Here is an 18,271-nt window from a genome sequence, read left to right as displayed (position 1 = left end):
ACTATGGATGTAATTAATTTAATAATTATAATCAATAATTGAACAAAAATTTAAAAATCTATTATATTCTGATTTTGTAATTGTTGATTTTGGAACATCACTTATTTTTCGAGATAAGAGATTTTTAATCCATTTTCTTTTAATCAAGAAGTAATAATTTGTTAATAATCTGATGTTTGAAAAACCATTTTCACTTTCAATCTTAGAACTTTCAACCTTACTTAAAAACTCTTTTAAAGTGACATTTGAGTTAATCATAATTTTTTTTATTTCATTAAAAAGTGCTTTTGATGAATATGTATAAACATCATCATCAAATAATTTGGAAACAATCACAGCTACTATTAATTCGATACCTTTAATATGAATTTCATTTGAAAAGAATTCATGACTCAATAGATAATTTTCAAAATATACAAACTTTTGTTCTTTATCAAAAATACTTTTTTCACCTTGTTTAATTTCTTTAATACTCAATTGTTTCAAAATATTGTAATAAAAAGGTATGTAAAATACTCCAATTTTTTTATTAATACCAGACCTTTTAAATAGAGATAAAACTGTTGGATAATAGCTTTCATTTATTAAAACAGACTGTGGTATTTTTAGATCAATGAATGTATTATAACTATTTTTAGAAACATTTGATTGGGAAACCCAAAAATTCTCAAGAAACTTATCAGGATTGGTATTTTTTAAATTTACATTTATACCAACCCCTTTCAACTCAAGGAGTTTGCTATATAATAAAACACTCTCATGGGTTGACTTAATAAAGGTAACCTTACTGTGATTAAATTCTTGTAACTCTTTAGAAAATATAAAAACATTATCTTCAGTTTTTTTTATTTCAATTAGTGAAGCTCTATAAAGTAATCCTTTTTTTATAAGACTATCTTGCAGGCTGTTTAAAACATTTATCAAATCATCTGTACATGTTGTAAATAGATATAAAAAATCTCTAAAAAAAAGGACTTCAAAAGATTTATTATCTGTTATTCCATTAAACTTTTTCTTTAATGAAATAAATATTGAATTTCTGAAATCAGACAAATCTCTCTCATACTCAATATGGTCATATTCAGCTTTATCTCTTACTCCAAATAATTCAACAATACATCCTAACATATATTTACTATACTTATAAATTGTGAGATAGAATTCAATTCATAATATTTACTGACTTCAAAGGCTTTTGTAGCTCCTATTTTATAAGTACCAAAAATTCTTCTTAATGTTTCTTCTTTTAATCCTCTTTCATGTGCTTTAATTGTACTTTTCGTAATCTTTATTACAAACTTCCTATCATCAAAGTAGTTTGCCAACAAAAACTCAATAAATTTATTTAAAATATTTTTTAACATGTTAGTGCTAATATCCATATGATTTAATGATATTCGAGTTAGCGATGCCAGTGATATATAGTTTATATCAATTTCTGAAAAATCTAAACCATATGATTTTCTCATCTCTTGTTTTGCAAATGCTACTTTCATTTTTGAGAAATTTAATCCCAAGTTTGATTCAATAAATAAAAGAGGGAAAATATTATATTTGTAAAATATTATTCTATCAATTGTAATATCTACTAATATATTTATTACACAATCTACGAAATACTTAATATTACCAACCTCTTTGCTCATACCTATCTCATATGTCAAGTCAAAATTAGGGTTTTTAATTATTCTATTTTGGCATTCATTAAAATTTGCTACTATTGAAATTGAATGTGAAATACTATCTTTTGAAAAAGTACTCCATTTAGAATCCAAATTTATAAAGTAATTTGTGGGGTCTATAACTACCCTCAAATGGTTATTGTTATAGGGAGACTCATCAAGAGCATACATTAATGGATTAACTCCATCTTTAATTAGGTCTTTAACTATTTCATAGTAAGTTAATTCATTTTCACTAATAAAATTGGGATGTTTTAATAAATCTTGAATTATTTCATTTACTTTATTAATCAACTTTATATTCCATTGTGGCAATAGTTGGTAATTGATATCTTCTAAATTTTCATCACTAATAAGTAATGACCATCGTTTATTTATTTGTGAATTAGTATTATTTTTAATTCTAATTACATGTCCATTATCAAATAAATTATTGTAAATGTTTTCATGTCTATAGACCAAATGTTTGTTGAAATATTTAGATATCTTTTTTATTGATTCAATAGTAATTCCAAACAATACTTTTTGCTTTGGGTCAAAATGTGTTTGAATGGCAAGTACCTGCTTTTCTCCATTAATTATACAAGGGCTACCACTCATTCCATTGGCTGGAACCTCTTGATTCCCATCCACTGATATTTGAACAAAATTATCCCTTATTTGGCCTAAAATTCTTACTGGCAAAAATCTTGGGTCATTCATTAATGTATCTGAGGGATATCCCAAAAGGATACAATCTTTTTTAGCATAAGTTGCACTACCTAATTTCAAAAAGCTTTCATTTTGCTTATCTACTTTTAGTATTGCAAAATCTATCACTTCTTTTGGTTTTTCAATTTCATATCTTTGTTCCACAACTATGGCATATGAAACAAAATCATTTTCAATATATATTTTGATAACACTTTGACTCTGGTTTTCTGTGTTTCTCTTCTCCTCAGAAAAAATTTCAGAATTTATAAATGGATGACCTACAGTTAAAATTAATTGTGGTGCAAAATAAAACCCAGTGAAACTACTTTTTACTTTATTGTTATCTAATATTTCAATTTTACAAATTGATTTCTTCAAATTATTATTGATTACAGACATCTTATATGCTATGATTTAAAGCTGTTCTTTTCCAGACTATTTTAATTTTTGTGCTAAATGTACCTTTAGCACCTAATATCCACATCTTCAATTCTTTTTCAAATCCAAGACTTATCTCAATTTCAACCTCAGAAATGCCACTTTTAATTTCTTCAAAAGTGTTGCTAAATGATTTAGTGATAGCAGCAATAACTTCTTTAAGAGTAGCTATTTTTTCTTTAACTTCTATTGATAAAGTTTCATTAGAATCATGTGCTGAAGTTGGATAATATTCCTGATTTTTTTTTTCTTTAGTCTCTAATACTTTGAGTTCTTTAACATCTTCATGAATGGAAAAATAAGCAATGTCAGGCTCTAAAATGACAGGAATATCCTCAAAATACTCTATTAAGTAGCTCATAAATTTTCAATTAGGTATGTGTTGGTATTTAATTAAATAAATCTATGAAATCTCAAATTTTTTAACAAACATATTATACTATATTTATTATACGGTATCTCTCATCTAAATTCTTGTAAAAAAACAGTAAGTAATTATCTATATTTGAAATTAAAAGTTGAAGCAAATAACTTGATTACTTGCTCTATTAAAATATTATGAAGTAAAATAGTTGTAACTTTATACCTAAAAATACACACAACCACATCAAAATAGATGACAGATGACTGAATATAACACTCAATTTAAAGACCTATTAGAAAACCCAATACTGAAAGAAACAACTACTCCAAAAGAACCCAATATTTTAGCTATTGGAAGAGGAGTAAAAGAACTAACAATCAGTAATCTTTATGCTTACTTTCTTGACCCTAAAGAATCTCATGGACTAAGCACTCTATTTCTTGATGCACTTAAAGAATTAGTAGGATTAGAAACAGATTTTGACCTAACTACAATCAGTATTCATAGGGAAGTGCATCACCAGAAAAAATATATTGACATCATCATTAGAGATGCCTCAAACTTAATTTTAATTGAGAATAAGCTCTTTGCAGATATTTACAACAATTTAGAAGTATATGAATCTTATGATAGTGAAAAAAGAGGAAAATATTTGATTCTTTCAGTAGTGAAGTATTATGAAAAAATTAGAGAATGGCAAGTAAGTACTCATCAACAGCTATTTCAGATTATTGAAAAAAAGTTTGAAATACTGACACCTAAACTTAGCACAAGACAGTCAGAAAATTTTCAAACTTTCATTGACATACTAAAAAAACAATATAGCATTGTGGAAAACCTAACAGAAAAACTGGCTTTCTTATCAAATAATAATGAGCAAATAATCAACTTGTTTAGGCTTGTAAATGAAGTAAAATCAAGTTATCTCCAACAAGTTAGTTCTATTGTAAGAAGTACTCTTGACAAACAAATTAAAGTAACTATTGAAAGAAATGCTTCAATGAACTTTAAAATAAAAGATAAATCTTTTTATGGATATGTGTTTTTTAATGATGAAAACACCAATCAACTTCTTATATCTCTCTGGATTGCAGGTAGTGAGCATTGGTATAAAGAATGGCATAAAGAAAATAGTGGCATTTTCAGTGAGCTTGTAAATGAATACAGGAATAGTGGTAAATTAATGGTAGCCAAAGAGAAAAATAATGGAAGAGACTGGACTTCTACTTTCTACCAAGTATATGAAATTAATAAACCAGATTTTGAAATAAACTTTACACAATCAGTGAAAGAAGTTTGGCAACCACTTATTACAGCACTACAAAACCTCTAAGCCATGCAAAAATACCCCACATACAAACCCTCTAACATTGATTGGATTGGTGAAATCCCAAGCAATTGGAGTGTTTCTAAGCTAAGATTTGTAACAAATGAAGTTCAAACAGGCACTACTCCACCTACTGATAATGAAGAATATTTTGAAAGTGGTGATTTTAATTGGTTTACACCTGCTGATTTTTCATCTGAGAGTGTAAAGCTTAATGATTCTAAAAGGAAAATAACAGAATTAGCTGTAAAAGATGGAAAAGTTAAGGTTTTCCCCAAAAGCTCTGTTTTAATGGTTGGTATAGGTGCAACTTTGGGTAAAATTGGAATTGTTAATTACCCTTGTTCATCAAATCAACAAATAAATGCAATAGTATTTAATGAAAAAATTAAACCATATTTTGGAGCATTATTTTTATTTACAAATTCAGTAAATATAGTTAGTCTTGCAAATTTTGCAACCTTACCCATATTAAACCAATCTCAGACAAAAGATATACCAATAGTAATCCCATCACTTTCAGAACAACAAGCAATAGTAACCTATTTAGATGAAAAAACTACTTTGATTGATGAGTTAATTGCTAAAAAAGAAAGAAAAATTGAGCTACTCAAAGAGCAAAGAGCAGCCCTCATCAATCAGGCTGTTACCAAAGGGCTTGATGAAAATGTGTCCATGAAAGATTCTGGTTTAGTTGATATTGGTTTAATTCCATCTCATTGGCAGATGAAAAAAATAAAATATGTAGGTATATTAAAAAGTGGAGATTCTATAACTTCAGAAGAAATAGATTATGAGTCAAGCTATCCTGTTTATGGTGGAAATGGATTTCGTGGATTTTGTGATAAGTACAATTATGAAGGTCACTATGTCTTGATTGGAAGACAAGGGGCGTTATGTGGTAATATTAATTATGCAAAAGGGAAATTCTGGGCTTCTGAACATGCTGTGGTAATAACAATGATAAAGGAGGATGAAACAATTTGGCTTGGAGAATTATTAAGAAAAATGAACCTTAATCAGTATTCTCAATCAGCAGCACAGCCAGGATTAGCTGTTGATAAAATTAAGAATTTATCTATTCCAGTACCACCACTTTCAGAACAACAAGCCATTGTAGCCTACTTAGATGAGCAAACAGCATTGATTGATAAAAATATTGAGCTGGAGAGCCAAAAGATTTCAACACTCAAAGAATACAGACAAAGCCTTATTTCTAATGTAGTAACAGGGAAGATTTGTGTAGCTTAAAGAAACCTAAAACTTTTAATAATTTTCTCCAATAAAAATGATTGTAAATACTAACACCCACAAAATGAAACACACACCATTAGTCAGTATTATATTTAGTGTATTATTTATAGGTAGCTTATCTGCTCAACCAATAGCCAAGTATCAGTATGCAAAAAGAATCGTTGATGCAGTAGAACAAAAAAAAGAAATTTGTTTTTTTACCAATTTTGATATTAGAATAACTGACAAGAAGTATCAGCTAAAAGAAGTACTTGGCTCTGAAAAAGGATATGATTTCAACATGATTACAAGTGTTGAAAAGGGTAAAAAAGGGCAAATATTTGTTGGCACAGTAAGTGGACTTTGGTTATTGCACAACAAAAAACCAACTTTTATCAAAACCTTTGAAAACACAGTTATTACCTGTCTTTCATACAATCACACTACCAATGAACTCTGGGTTGGCACTACTGGCAAAGGGGTTATGCTATTGAAATCAAATGGAAGTGTCAGTTACTATGATAAAAAAGATGGACTTGATAACAGTATTCATAAGCTATTTGTTGACTCCAAAAGTAGAGTTTGGGTTTCCTATCCATTCTCATACTTTAAGATGTTTGATGGTAAAGAATGGATTGATAAAACCAAAGAATTCAGCTCAATACTATGGGCCAAAGACATCAAGGAAGATAAAAGCAATACACTTTGGATAGGTACACAAGCAAGTGGATTAAAGACACAGAAAGAAGATAAATGGACAACCTTTATAAAAGACCCTAAAACCTTTGCAGGCTTTATTGTAAATACTATAATTGTAGATGAAAAAGACACTAAATGGATTTCATCAGAGAGTGGCATTTTTAAATATGATAATGCTACATGGACACAATATTTTGTAGATAGTTTAAAAGCTAAACAAAATAAAGGTCATGTTTTTAAGATATTAAAGTTTGGAGATGATATATTGGCAAATCTTTTTGAAGAAACAATCATTATCAATGATGGCAAACAAATAGCCACTCTTGATGTGAATATGCCCAACGATATACCATTTACAAATTTAACTAAGCCTTTTTTCTCAAAAGAAGGAGACATTTACCTCATCAATACTAAGTTAGGAATAGTAAAGTTAGAAGGAGATAAATTTACAACTATCAAACAACCATCAAAAGATACTACTTGTAGTAATTGTCCTGCCATAATTGATAGTTTAGGAAATATCATAGTAGGAACAGAGAAACATGGACTTTTAAAACTTATCAATGGTAGTTGGCAAAAACAAACCATTGAAATCAAGAAGAATATACTAACCCTCTTTCAAGACAATAACACCCTTTGGGTTGGAGCAGTACAAGGTATTTATGAATACAACTCTGGAAAACTCATTGAGCATTCTTTAAATGACCCTGTACTGAAAAACGTTGGAGCAAATGGCATAGTAAAAGATAAAACCAATAATATTTGGGTAAATGGATATAATGCAATTTATAGGTATAGCAACAATAAATGGGAGAAAATAGAATCTGAACTGCTGAAAGATAATGACATTAATGATATCCAATTTGATGCAGAAGGCACTCTATGGGTAGCAACATACAAGGGCATTGCCTATTATAAAAATAATGAATGGCAGATAATCAGAAATGATGAGAATAATAATTCATTATGGGGCTTCAGAAAAATTATCATAGACCCTCAGACAGATAAAAAATGTTTTTATGGTTCAAGTGGTATTTTTGCCTATACCAATAGCAACACCCTCAGAAAAATGGAATTAGGAGTACCCTTAAATACTAATTTTGCTATCTCACCACAAAATGAAATTTATTATTATTTGAACAATGCTTTAGTAAAAATGAACAAAATAATCCATCCATAACAGAAGGTTAGCCATGACTGAAAAAAGATTTGAGGAACATATTGAAAAATACCTCATTAGCCATGAAGATGGTGGTCTGAAATACCATGCCACCAACCACAACCAATACAATAAAGACCTTTGTGTGCTACCCACAGAGGTGATTGATTTTATAAAAACCTCACAACCAAAGGCTTATGAAAACTGGCAGGTTCAGTTTGGAGAAGATTCAGAAGAAAAACTACTTAAAAGGCTTGCCATTGATATACAAAAAAGAGGAGTAATTGATGTACTCAGAACTGGCATCAGAGAGAGAGGAGTTTACCTTGATTTGGTGTATTTTGAGCCAAAAAGCAGCCTAAACCCTGAGCATCAAGCCAAATATCTCTGCAATAAATTAAGTGTAGTAAGGCAGCTACACTACTCCAAGCAAAACCCCAAGAAATCAATAGATATGGTGCTGTGTATCAATGGCATACCCATCATTGGCATTGAACTCAAAAATCAACTCACAGGGCAAGATATTTCTGATGCAATCAAACAATTTAAGTTTGATAGAGACCCTAAAAATGAACCACTACTACAATTCAAAAGAATGTTGGTGCATTTCATTGTAGATAATGACACAGTAGGCATGACCTCAAAGCTCAATGGAGCAGATACCAGATTTTTGCCCTACAACAAAGGTATTATTAATCCAATAGTGGAGAATGATTATAAAGTTTCTTATCTATGGAAGGAGATTCTAAGCCCAAGTTCAGTATTAGATATTATTGAAAATTTTGTGCTTGAAACCACAGAAATAGATAAAGAATGGGATGATAAAGCAGGAAAAGTAGTAGAAAAGAAAAAGGATTTGTTAATATTTCCAAGATACCACCAACTGGAGGTTATCAGAAAACTAAGAAACCAAATAAAGGCAGATGGTACAGGGCAATACTACCTCATACAACACACCACAGGCTCTGGCAAAAGTTATAGTATAGGTTGGCTGGCACACACACTTACTTCATTGTACAAGAATAGTACTGATAAAACCAGAATCTTTGATACAGTTGTAGTAATTACAGATAGAAAGGTATTAGATAAGCAACTCCAAAAGACATTAAGAGAATTAGAGCAAACAGCAGGGGTAGTAAAAGCCATTGATAAAAACTCTGACCAACTCAAAACAGCCCTTGAAAAAGGTAATGACATTATTGTTACAACCATTCAAAAATTTGGAGTGATTGCAGATTTCATGTCAAAGCTAAAGGGCAGAACCTTTGGGGTTATTATTGATGAAGTACATTCTTCACAAACAGGAGAAACCTCAAAGAAACTCAAAAAATCCTTATCACTCAATGAAATTGAAGTAGATGAAGAAAATACTGAGGAAGATTATGAAGATATACTAAACAAAGAAATAACTGCCAGAGGCAAACAAAAACATATCTCATTCTTTGGGTTTACAGGCACACCCAAAAACAAAACCTTAGAGCTTTTTGGTAGAAAAAATCCAGCAGGACAGTTTGAGGCTTTTCATACCTATTCTATGAAACAAGCCTTAGCAGAAGGCTATACCTTGGATGTGCTGGAACACTACATGACCTATAAAAGATGGTTTAAGCTAAAACAAGAAGATGAGCAAGATGATTTAGAGCTACCAGAAGGCAAGGTAAAGAAAGAGCTGGTAAACTATGTAGATTCGCACCCAGAAACCATCAGACAGAAAGTATATATCATACTCAACCAATTTGTGCATCATACCCAAAAGCAAATCATGGGTAAGGCAAGGGCAATGGTGGTGGTTAGGTCAAGAAAACATTGTGTATTGTTTCAGCAAGAAATGGTTAAGCAAATGAAGGCTCTAAGGCTGCCTTACTCTTGTTTGGTGGCATTTAGTGGAAGCATCAAACATGAAGGAGAAGAACACACAGAAAGCTCATTAAACACTGCTAATGGCTTACAAAATAATGTTTCAATACCTGATGGGTTGAAAGACCCAAGATTCAGGATTTTGATAGTGTCCAACAAGTTTCAGACAGGATTTGATGAACCTCTCATTCATACCATGTTTGTAGATAAGCTATTGGGTGGGGTCCAATGTGTGCAGACCCTTTCAAGACTCAACAGAAAGACAAGTGGCAAGACAGATACCTTTGTACTTGATTTTGTGAATGAACCAGAAGCTATATTAGAAGCCTTTCAGCCATACTATACCTCAACACTACTCACAGGAGAAACAGACCCACATAAACTCTATGATTTAGACACAGAAATCAAATCATTTCATTTGTTTACAAAGTATGAATTAGATGAGTTCTGCAAGGTATTCTACTCAGAAAGAGAAGGCGATGGAGCATTACAGCCTTATTTGAATAGAGCAGTTGAGAAATGGCAAGAGATTGAAGAAGAAGATAAAAGAGAAGAATACAGGTCATTGATAAATTCCTATTGCAGATTATACAGCTACATTGCTCAAATTATGAATTTTACTGATGCTGAGTTAGAAAAACTGTACATATTCTTAAAATACCTCAAAAAGAAGCTACCCAAAAGAAAAGGCTCAAGTATAGATATTACAGATTCCATTGATTTAGATTCTCTGAGAATTCAGAAAATAGGTGAGCAAAAACTTAGTTTAGAAGATAAGCAGGGAGAACTTGACCCAATGACAGAAGGAGGTACAAAAGGAACTGGAGAAGAAGAAACAGACTATTTATCTGAAATCATTAAGAAAGTAAATGAGATACATGGCATTCATTTAAAAGATGAAGATAGAATCCATTTGAATAATGTATATCTAAGAATGAGCCAAAGTGCAGAGGTAAAGAAAGTAATGGAAGGAGATAACTCAGAAGCCAACAAAAAGCAGTTTTGGACAGAGATGATGAGCAAGATGTTTTTGGAGTATATCAATGATAACTTTGATTTCTATAAAACAGTAGAGTCAGCAGATAAAAAACCTATTATTGCAGATATGATGTATCAGCATTTTAAAAGGAGTAGCCAAACCAAATAAAGAGAGGGGATATGAAATTTGGGTTGATTGAGTTAGCTCAAGGGATAAAATTAGTTTTCTAAATCTTACAAACAAGCAATAATAAATGGACTTAATTTAAAATTATAATCTGCTGACAATATCAGGGAAGTTTAGTATTGCTATGTAAATTATTTGCCATTGAAGTTAAGTTAAATGAATGTAGGCTTTACTAATTGAAAACAGCTCACTTTATAAATTTAAGGATATAATGAACAGAATAAATATTTTAAATGATGTTAAAACATATCTTGGGAGATTTACACAAGAGGTTAGAAATCATACAGCTTCAAGTACTTATGATATAAATATTCATGCTGAAACTGTACTAATACCCTTACTTAATAAAGTATTTAGAGTTAATCTAAAAAACTATAATTCTGAACAAAAGAATTATCCTGCTATTGATTTGTATGATTATGAAGCAAGATTAGCAATCCAAGTTACATCTGACTCAGATAGTAAAAAGATAACTGAAACCATATCAAAATTTGTAGAGAAAAAGCAATATGTGACATTTGATAGACTTATAGTTTATATCATTTCACAGAAACAGGATAGTTATAGAAAAGACTTTTCTGAACTAACAAAAGGACATATTGATTTTGATGTAAACAGGGATATTATTGATAATGCAGATTTATCTAAAATTATTAGTGATATTATAAACACAAACTATGTAAAAGAAGTAAATGACCTATTAATGGGTGAATTCTCAGAACTGAAAATAACAGAAAGAAAAGTAAGGTTAAATAGTAAAGAAAAAATACTCTCAGAAAAATTGATTTTAAACTTTATCAAATTTAGACCACCTCAAAAATTGTATTTTGCAATAACAGACATTAATGATGAAAAACTTAAAGAAGTAGTTATTCAATTAAGGAAAGAAAGATTTTTGCCATATAGAAGAGGTGGAAGGCATAATATTAAAGGGAAAGATTTAGTTTTTGCAAAACTTCATAATTTAGGTAAGGAATCAAAAGAGGACTTTATTCTTTTCCAAGATAAGCTATTTACTTTTAGAGACCTAAATAACTCAAATGAATCATTAAGAGAAATAATTGATACAGGTACAATTGATAATATTGATGCCAGTGATTTTTATGAAGTAGATGAGAATTATTTAAGGAAATACAAAGAACTTTTGAGAAATTCAATAATACCATTATTGAAAGAAAAGGGTATTGAATGGGTAAATGATGATAGAATATTTAGATTTAGTGCATTTGGTAGTAGCAGTATAATCCCTAAAGAACGTAAAGTGAGTTGGACAAAAGAGACAAAAGAACAACCAAGAACTGTTGTATTTGAAATGAACAATAAAGAAAAAGCAAAAAAGAATGAAGTAATTTTGATTTGTTTCAAGCATTTAGCTTTCTTCTTAGAAATTGAAAAGTATGATGAGTGGTATCTGTCAATAAGACCTACTTGGAGTTTTACAAATCCAAGTGGAAGCTATAAAAGCCGTTTTGAATCAAAGTACCTTACAGGAATCAAAAGACAAGAAAATAATGAAGCTGTTAATAATCACTTCTTGTTTATTTCTAACTGTATTTCTACTGATTTAGCAAAATCAGACCTAAACTATACTCCAAGTGTTCCATATAAGTTTGATTTTATTGAGCCAGTTACTTTTCAGAAATTTTCTCCAGCTATTAAAGATGAAGATTGGTTACCAAGAAAATCCAATGATAAAAATAAATCTACAAATCAAATTTTAATTGATTTTTAAGTATGAATATAAGATATATAGAAGAACCAATATTAAAGTTTGGACTTGGTGAAGATGTTTGCCCAAAGAATGGTATCAGAAGATTATTCCCCTATGATATTGATAAAGTCAGACCCCAAATAATAAAATTAGGCATAATAGGAAAAAGTATAAGTATTGAACTTATTTGCTCATGGTTAGATGATTGTAAAAATCATATCCCATCCAAAGAAAAAAATAATAAACCAAGATTGTTTACTGATTTTATGGGATATAAAGCAGATGAAGGATTTGCTTCTCAAATACTGTATGATGAAAGTTACATCAGAAAAATCAATAACTCAGATTTTGAAGATACAAAAAAGAATGTGACTTATGAGAAATTAATTGAAAATATAGTTCAACTTTATTTGAATGAGATAGAATGGCTATCTAAAAATAAAAGCCCAGATGTGATCCTGTGTGTTTTACCAGAAGATTTTACAAAAATTCTGTTGCCAGAGATTGTTGATAATAATTCTCCTGAAGAGGATGGAATTGAAAAAATAGTGGATGAAGATGTCTTAGATAATGAAGAATCTGAAATTGAACAAAATTTTAGAAGATTGTTAAAAGCCAAAGCTATGAAATTTGGTAAACCAATTCAATTAGTAAGAGATAGAATTGTAAAACCAAGTGGTGAAATGCAAGACCCAGCTACAATAGCTTGGAATTTTTTTACAGCACTTTACTATAAAGCATCAGGTACACCTTGGGGAATTGTAAAGAAAGACTCTTCAATTGTTTGTTATGCAGGGATTAGTTTTTATAAGAGTAGAGATAGAAAAACTACACAAACAAGCATTGCTCAAATATTTGATGAGTTAGGTAAAGGGGTAATTCTTAGAGGAGATGAAATTCTTGAGAGAAAAGATGATAGGATACCTCATCTTACAGCAGAGCAGGCCTTTAATCTTATTGATAGAGCATTAACAGAGTACAGTTTAGCAGTAAAAATAAGCCCACAAAGATTAGTTATTCATAAATCTTCAAACTATAATGAGGAAGAAGAAGAGGGCTTTTTGCAGGCTGCTAAAAAACATAAAATAGATGCTTTAGATTTAGTTACTATACTTAGTAGGACAAATTATAGATTATTTAGAGAGCATAATTACCCTCCATTGAGAGGTACACATTTGGCATTTGATGATAAAAATCATTTGCTTTATACAAGAGGTTCTGTTTTATATTATGAAACATCAACATCAAAATATATTCCAAATCCTTTACAAATAAGACTATATAGGTTTGATGAATCTCCCAATCTGATTTGTGAAGAAATTCTTGCATTAACTAAAATGAATTGGAATAATACACAATTTGATAAACGTTCACCAATTACTATAGAATGTTCCCATAAAGTTGGTGAAATACTTAAATACCTTGAAGAAGGGGAAGACCCACAATTAAAATACTCTTTTTATATGTAAGATTTTGGACTATTGATGTTTAGCTGTTTAAGAATTCCACTCTTCAAAACCTCTACTTGAAATAAAGTAATCACTAATGTTTTGTAGTTTCTTTATAGAGGTATCTTCCCAATCTGAGAAAGAATTAGTACCTAAAAGAGTAATTTGAATCTCTTTCTTAAATCTGTGTGGCTGGCACTCATTGATTAATCCCCAATAGTGAATTATCATATCTTTTCTACTTTCAATTAACCCAGCAGAGGGTATTTTATCTCTCTTTTGATTATTCATACTACTCATAGAAGGTAATAGATTCCATAAGTCATTGTTTTTCCAAATAGAGAATGGAATTACATGGTCAATATCATAATTTGTAATTGCCTTGCCAGTCCAAACACAGAATACTTTTCCTTCCTTTTGTAAAATATTTTTGTAAAGCTTTTTAGACAATGCAACATCCCTCTCAGTGATGGGGCTTTTCAATACCTCATTAATAACCTTTTCTATTGATATATTTTGCTTAGATGCACCAACAGAAAATGAAGCCCATTTAAAAAGAATTGAATCTTGCCCACAAATAAAACTACCTAAAACTTTAAATGCTTCATAATAATCAATTGGTATTGAAAAATTACCATAATTCTCAATTAAGAATTGTATATCAATTGATGAAGTATATTTCTTTGAGGTTGGACTTTCTAACCTGAAAATAGAATAATATTCCCTATTAATTGAAGTGCCTATGTATTTCATTGGCATCATTGATATTGTATTCTTTAATTTGTTGGATAATGCAATAAAGTCTTTCTCAATATATTTTGGAATTCCCTTATTCTTCAAATCATTATAAAAAGCTGATAAACCACCTAAATCTTTATAGAAAAAAATAAGTCTCTTAAATTGATTTTCAAAAGCTAAATTATTTTCTCCATTAATTTGTGGGATTGTAGTATTTGATTCTAAAATTGGGTAATAATAAACCAACCATTTTTCAATCAATAATCCAAAAGAAAAGTAAGCTCTCTCATTTGAAAATGTGATGAAAGGAGAATTATCTTGAATGATGTCAATTACACCTCTTAACAGAGCAAACTTATAAGTAGTAGTCTTGCTATCTCTTTCTATTATCTTACTGATGTTGGAGAATATATAATCTTTCATCAAGTTAGAATTTTAGGCTTCATTTTATCAATTTAAACTAATTAGAACAGAGTTCAACTCTTCATACTTACTTTTGTATCCTTCAACTTTTGACTTAAATTGAAAAGATGGAAATGGTACATAATGGAATTTTGTATTTTGGTCATAATATTTCATGCCCACCAAATCTTTTGCTTTTGTACCTACACAAATTACCAATTTAGGCTTTAAAAGTAAAATTTCTTGTTTTATAAATTTTCTATTTTTTTCATCATCACTTTTACCATTTTTATCTGAAAATCTCACAGAATCAGTGATGTATGAATTCTGAATAACCTCATTTGATATATTAAGATTGTCTTTAATAAATCTATAATTATTCTCATACCACCACTTTCCTTTGCCACAAAACTTGTTGATAATATCCTCTTCTGTTGTCAGCCACAGGTGAGATAAAACAGTAATACTTAGTTTGGCTTCTTCTGCTAAACTGCCCTCAAAATAGAAAATAAATTTAACCTCTTGCTTTTCCAAAGCATTTTTACCAATGAAGGGTAGGTCTCTATTTGTTGAATATCTACTAACTGCTTGAGTATCCTTTATTATACCAAAATAATCTTTATACACTTTATAAAATTCAAAAAGATAGGCATATTCTGGAAGAGTTGAAAGTACCTTTAATATACTCAAATCTTTATCAAAATCTTGTGATGAAAAGAGTTGAAATTGAGAATGGAGGTTTGATATACTTTCTTCAAGAGTCATATTAATAAAATATTTATTGAAATTTTTAACCAATTTGGGTATACTTTTTGAAAAACTATATATTTGAGAAAAGTAAAAAAAATTGAATAACTTTTAAATTAAGATTTTTATCTTAAACTACTGTTATTTCAGTACTCTTATAAAAATAAGCTAATAAGTAATGTATAAAAAAACAATCACATTTTTATTCCTTATCATAGGAATTAATTCATTTGCTCAAAATGATACACTAAAAGCTGAACAAGCTAAAAACTATTTAGGTAAAGAAGTTATAATTAAGGGTTACATAACAAGTACAAGGCTATTTGATAAAGATGGTAAAAAGACATTTTTAATCAATTTAGATAAAAGGTATCCAGAAAATCCATTAACTGTTGAATTGTATGATGCAGCCTACAAAGCACTAAATTTAAAAGCTGAAATTGAAGAAAGAATTTAGTTGTGAAAGGGTTGGTAGTATTATATAAGGATAAACCTCAAATTGTGGTGGAGGATATTAAAAATCTTAAAATATTTTAGTAAAAATATAATATTGTTTTGGTTGGGGTTAATTTTATCTTTTCTTGGAGTTACCTAAAAAACAATTGTTTCTGAATCTACTCCAAAGGAAGGTAATAAATGATATTATATATTAAACTTTATTAAACCTTTTTTATTCTTAACTCACCCAACCAAGAAAATTGTGTATATGTATAAATGTATTGGTTGGGAAAATAATTGTAATAATTAAATCATTTATGAAAAGAATTCTTTTGAGCTGTTTTTTAGTCATTTTTGCTAATCTATGTATGTCACAGAAAATGACATCCTTCTTGAATACCCAATTGACCTCAGATATTTTAATAAATCAGGATGAAGTTTGGATTTGTAGTACAAGTGGGATAAAACGAACAGATTTAAAGGGTAATTTACTCAATCAATTTGAAGATTTCAATTATCAAGTTAATTGCTTAAAAAAAGATAAGAAAGGTAAAATTTGGATAGGCACTAATGATGGTGTGTTAACTTATTTTAAAGGTAAATGGGATAATATAAAAGAATTAAAAGGCAAGTTTATTTCTACTATTGCAATAGGAAATAAAGGAGAAGTTTGGTTTGGCACAAATTCAAATGGAGTGTTTAAGTCAAAAAGGGGGGAAATAGAAAATTTTAATACTAAGAATTCTAAATTGAAATCTAATAGTATTTCTTGCTTATTTATGGATTCCAGTAATCTACTTTGGTGTGGTCAAATGCTTGTTGGATTATTAACTTTTGATGGTAAAATTTGGAAAGAAATTGAGCAAATTGATAAAAGTAGTGTGTGGGTAACAAGCATTGTTGAAGGACAGAATAAGGAAATATGGATAGGAACTTTAATTAATGGTATTTATCAATATAAAGATGATAATTGGCAGAATTTTAGTAATATTCCTGATGGATTTTCTGCCTACATGGTTTCAGATATTATAGTTGATTCTCAAAATACAACTTGGGTAGCAACCAGTTCAGGTCTTTTCTGCTTTGATGGATTGAATTGGAAAAAATACAACACATCAAACTCTTCATTAAAAACCAATCATATTAAAAAATTAGCATTTGATGGTAAAAACCTTTGGGTTGGTGGAGCATCTGGTTTTTATCTTTTTGAAAATAATCATTTCAAATTATTGAATTTACCTTCTAAAAATGAAGTTAATATTTCAAGGATAGTAAATGCTACTTTTGATAATGCTGGAAATATATGGGCAGTTAATCAGGGAATGAAACTTATACAATACAATGGAAATTCATTTGAATATTCAGCAGTAGATACAACAAAGGAGATTGAATGTGTAAAATGTCCATTTGTAATAGATTCACTTGGCAACAAATGGATTGGAAGTCAAAATACTGGTTTATATAAATTTGAAAATGGTATTTGGAAAAATTATAATACTAAAAATAGTGGGATAATTGGTGATATTATATTTGGATTAGATTTTGATAAATCTGGTGCCTTATGGGTAAGTACAGGTTATGGTGAGAGTAGATTTGATGGAAGAAATTGGATAAATTATACCAATACTAATAGTGGGCTATGTACCAACTTTGTAAATACTGTTAAATTTGAAGAAAATGGAAAGCAGTGGTTTGCTACAGCAAAAGGAATCTCTTCATATTTCAATAATACTTGGACTAAATATGACATTTCAAATGCAATTATTCCAGATGATAGTTTTAGAGATATGCTTATTGATAGAAATGGAGACAAATGGTTTTGTTCTGGGAAGGGAGTCTCAAAATTTGATAATGTTAGTTGGATAAAATATGATTTAACAAATAGCACCATTGGTAAGCATGAAGTTACTTGTATGGCAATAGATAAAAATGGTATAAAATGGTTTGGCACTTACAATGATGGTTTATTTAGATTTGATGGTTTAGAATGGAAGCATTTTACAACAAAAGATAGTAGAATTGCTTCTGATGATATAAGGAAAATATTGGTAGATAAAAATAATGTAAAATGGCTTTTTTGTGGAGTTGGTATAACAAAGTTGGAAGAATAAAAGCTTCAATTAGTTGATAAAAATATATCACATGACCTTTTCAAAAATATATAATTGAA

At 29.5% G+C, this 18,271-nt stretch carries 13 protein-coding genes; 8 read left to right on the top strand and 5 right to left on the bottom strand.

The window, feature by feature from the left end:
* Positions 1-18: 18 nt before the first annotated feature.
* From IEX65_RS18050 to IEX65_RS18040, 3 genes are read right to left on the bottom strand one after another with little or no spacing between them, the layout of a single operon-like run.
* Positions 19-1,128 carry a hypothetical protein gene (locus IEX65_RS18050; RefSeq protein ID WP_188767926.1) on the bottom strand — a complete coding sequence of 370 codons (1,110 nt, stop codon included), beginning with the start codon at positions 1,126-1,128 and terminating at the stop codon, positions 19-21.
* A complete protein-coding gene (locus IEX65_RS18045) occupies positions 1,122-2,774 on the bottom strand; it encodes a S1 family serine peptidase (protein WP_188767924.1) in 1,653 nt (550 codons plus the stop codon). The genes IEX65_RS18050 and IEX65_RS18045 overlap by 7 nt, the downstream gene beginning before the upstream one ends.
* A gap of 1 nt (position 2,775) precedes the next feature.
* Positions 2,776-3,174, bottom strand: a complete 399-nt coding sequence (locus IEX65_RS18040) for a CU044_2847 family protein (RefSeq protein ID WP_188767922.1) — start codon at positions 3,172-3,174, stop codon at positions 2,776-2,778.
* Between the two features lie 262 nt (positions 3,175-3,436).
* Between IEX65_RS18040 and IEX65_RS18035 the strand changes: the two genes are divergently transcribed.
* The 6 genes from IEX65_RS18035 to IEX65_RS18010 all read left to right on the top strand — a co-directional run bounded on the left by IEX65_RS18035 (position 3,437) and on the right by IEX65_RS18010 (position 13,797).
* Positions 3,437-4,510 (top strand): PD-(D/E)XK nuclease family protein, encoded by a 1,074-nt coding sequence (locus IEX65_RS18035; RefSeq protein WP_188767920.1) that lies wholly within the window; start codon positions 3,437-3,439, stop codon positions 4,508-4,510.
* Between the two features lie 3 nt (positions 4,511-4,513).
* Positions 4,514-5,755, top strand: a complete 1,242-nt coding sequence (locus IEX65_RS18030) for a restriction endonuclease subunit S (RefSeq protein ID WP_188767919.1) — start codon at positions 4,514-4,516, stop codon at positions 5,753-5,755.
* A gap of 64 nt (positions 5,756-5,819) precedes the next feature.
* Positions 5,820-7,616, top strand: coding sequence for a ligand-binding sensor domain-containing protein (locus IEX65_RS18025; RefSeq protein WP_188767918.1), 1,797 nt, complete (start codon positions 5,820-5,822; stop codon positions 7,614-7,616).
* Positions 7,617-7,629: 13 nt separating this feature from the next.
* Positions 7,630-10,599 (top strand): type I restriction endonuclease subunit R, encoded by a 2,970-nt coding sequence (locus IEX65_RS18020; RefSeq protein WP_188767917.1) that lies wholly within the window; start codon positions 7,630-7,632, stop codon positions 10,597-10,599.
* A 229-nt stretch (positions 10,600-10,828) separates the two neighbouring features.
* Positions 10,829-12,349, top strand: coding sequence for an SMEK domain-containing protein (locus IEX65_RS18015; RefSeq protein ID WP_188767916.1), 1,521 nt, complete (start codon positions 10,829-10,831; stop codon positions 12,347-12,349).
* Positions 12,350-12,351: 2 nt separating this feature from the next.
* A complete protein-coding gene (locus tag IEX65_RS18010; RefSeq protein ID WP_188767915.1) occupies positions 12,352-13,797 on the top strand; it encodes an argonaute/piwi family protein in 1,446 nt (481 codons plus the stop codon).
* Between the two features lie 27 nt (positions 13,798-13,824).
* Here the strand turns inward: IEX65_RS18010 and IEX65_RS18005 are convergent, their stop codons facing one another.
* Together IEX65_RS18005 and IEX65_RS18000 are read right to left on the bottom strand one after the other, a co-directional pair.
* Complete coding sequence (locus tag IEX65_RS18005) at positions 13,825-14,937, bottom strand: DUF8808 domain-containing protein (protein ID WP_188767914.1); 1,113 nt, start codon at positions 14,935-14,937, stop codon at positions 13,825-13,827.
* Positions 14,938-14,964: 27 nt separating this feature from the next.
* Complete coding sequence (locus IEX65_RS18000) at positions 14,965-15,681, bottom strand: uracil-DNA glycosylase family protein (protein ID WP_188767913.1); 717 nt, start codon at positions 15,679-15,681, stop codon at positions 14,965-14,967.
* Between the two features lie 160 nt (positions 15,682-15,841).
* On the opposite strand from IEX65_RS18000, the gene IEX65_RS17995 reads away from it, so the two are divergent.
* Complete coding sequence (locus IEX65_RS17995; RefSeq protein WP_188767912.1) at positions 15,842-16,120, top strand: hypothetical protein; 279 nt, start codon at positions 15,842-15,844, stop codon at positions 16,118-16,120.
* A gap of 298 nt (positions 16,121-16,418) precedes the next feature.
* Positions 16,419-18,212 (top strand): two-component regulator propeller domain-containing protein, encoded by a 1,794-nt coding sequence (locus IEX65_RS17990; RefSeq protein WP_188767911.1) that lies wholly within the window; start codon positions 16,419-16,421, stop codon positions 18,210-18,212.
* Positions 18,213-18,271: the final 59 nt, after the last annotated feature.

This window comes from Emticicia aquatilis (assembly GCF_014644295.1).
GTDB classification, from domain to species: Bacteria; Bacteroidota; Bacteroidia; order Cytophagales; family Spirosomataceae; genus Emticicia; species Emticicia aquatilis.
The sequence above is the reverse complement of the archived record's forward strand: the minus strand, read 5'-3'. Positions and strand labels throughout refer to the sequence as shown.

Bases quoted from the DNA above. Each gene is read 5' to 3' on its own strand.
- IEX65_RS18015 (WP_188767916.1), top strand. From the start codon at position 10,829: ATGAACAGAATAAATATTTTAAATGATGTTAAAACATATCTTGGGAGA.
- IEX65_RS18035 (WP_188767920.1), top strand. From the start codon at position 3,437: ATGACTGAATATAACACTCAATTTAAAGACCTATTAGAAAACCCAATA.
- IEX65_RS18030 (WP_188767919.1), top strand. From the start codon at position 4,514: ATGCAAAAATACCCCACATACAAACCCTCTAACATTGATTGGATTGGT.
- IEX65_RS18020 (WP_188767917.1), top strand. From the start codon at position 7,630: ATGACTGAAAAAAGATTTGAGGAACATATTGAAAAATACCTCATTAGC.
- IEX65_RS18045 (WP_188767924.1), bottom strand. From the start codon at position 2,774: ATGTCTGTAATCAATAATAATTTGAAGAAATCAATTTGTAAAATTGAA.
- IEX65_RS18040 (WP_188767922.1), bottom strand. From the start codon at position 3,174: ATGAGCTACTTAATAGAGTATTTTGAGGATATTCCTGTCATTTTAGAG.
- IEX65_RS17990 (WP_188767911.1), top strand. From the start codon at position 16,419: ATGAAAAGAATTCTTTTGAGCTGTTTTTTAGTCATTTTTGCTAATCTA.
- IEX65_RS18010 (WP_188767915.1), top strand. From the start codon at position 12,352: ATGAATATAAGATATATAGAAGAACCAATATTAAAGTTTGGACTTGGT.
- IEX65_RS18005 (WP_188767914.1), bottom strand. From the start codon at position 14,937: ATGAAAGATTATATATTCTCCAACATCAGTAAGATAATAGAAAGAGAT.
- IEX65_RS18000 (WP_188767913.1), bottom strand. From the start codon at position 15,681: ATGACTCTTGAAGAAAGTATATCAAACCTCCATTCTCAATTTCAACTC.
- IEX65_RS18050 (WP_188767926.1), bottom strand. From the start codon at position 1,128: ATGTTAGGATGTATTGTTGAATTATTTGGAGTAAGAGATAAAGCTGAA.
- IEX65_RS18025 (WP_188767918.1), top strand. From the start codon at position 5,820: ATGAAACACACACCATTAGTCAGTATTATATTTAGTGTATTATTTATA.
- IEX65_RS17995 (WP_188767912.1), top strand. From the start codon at position 15,842: ATGTATAAAAAAACAATCACATTTTTATTCCTTATCATAGGAATTAAT.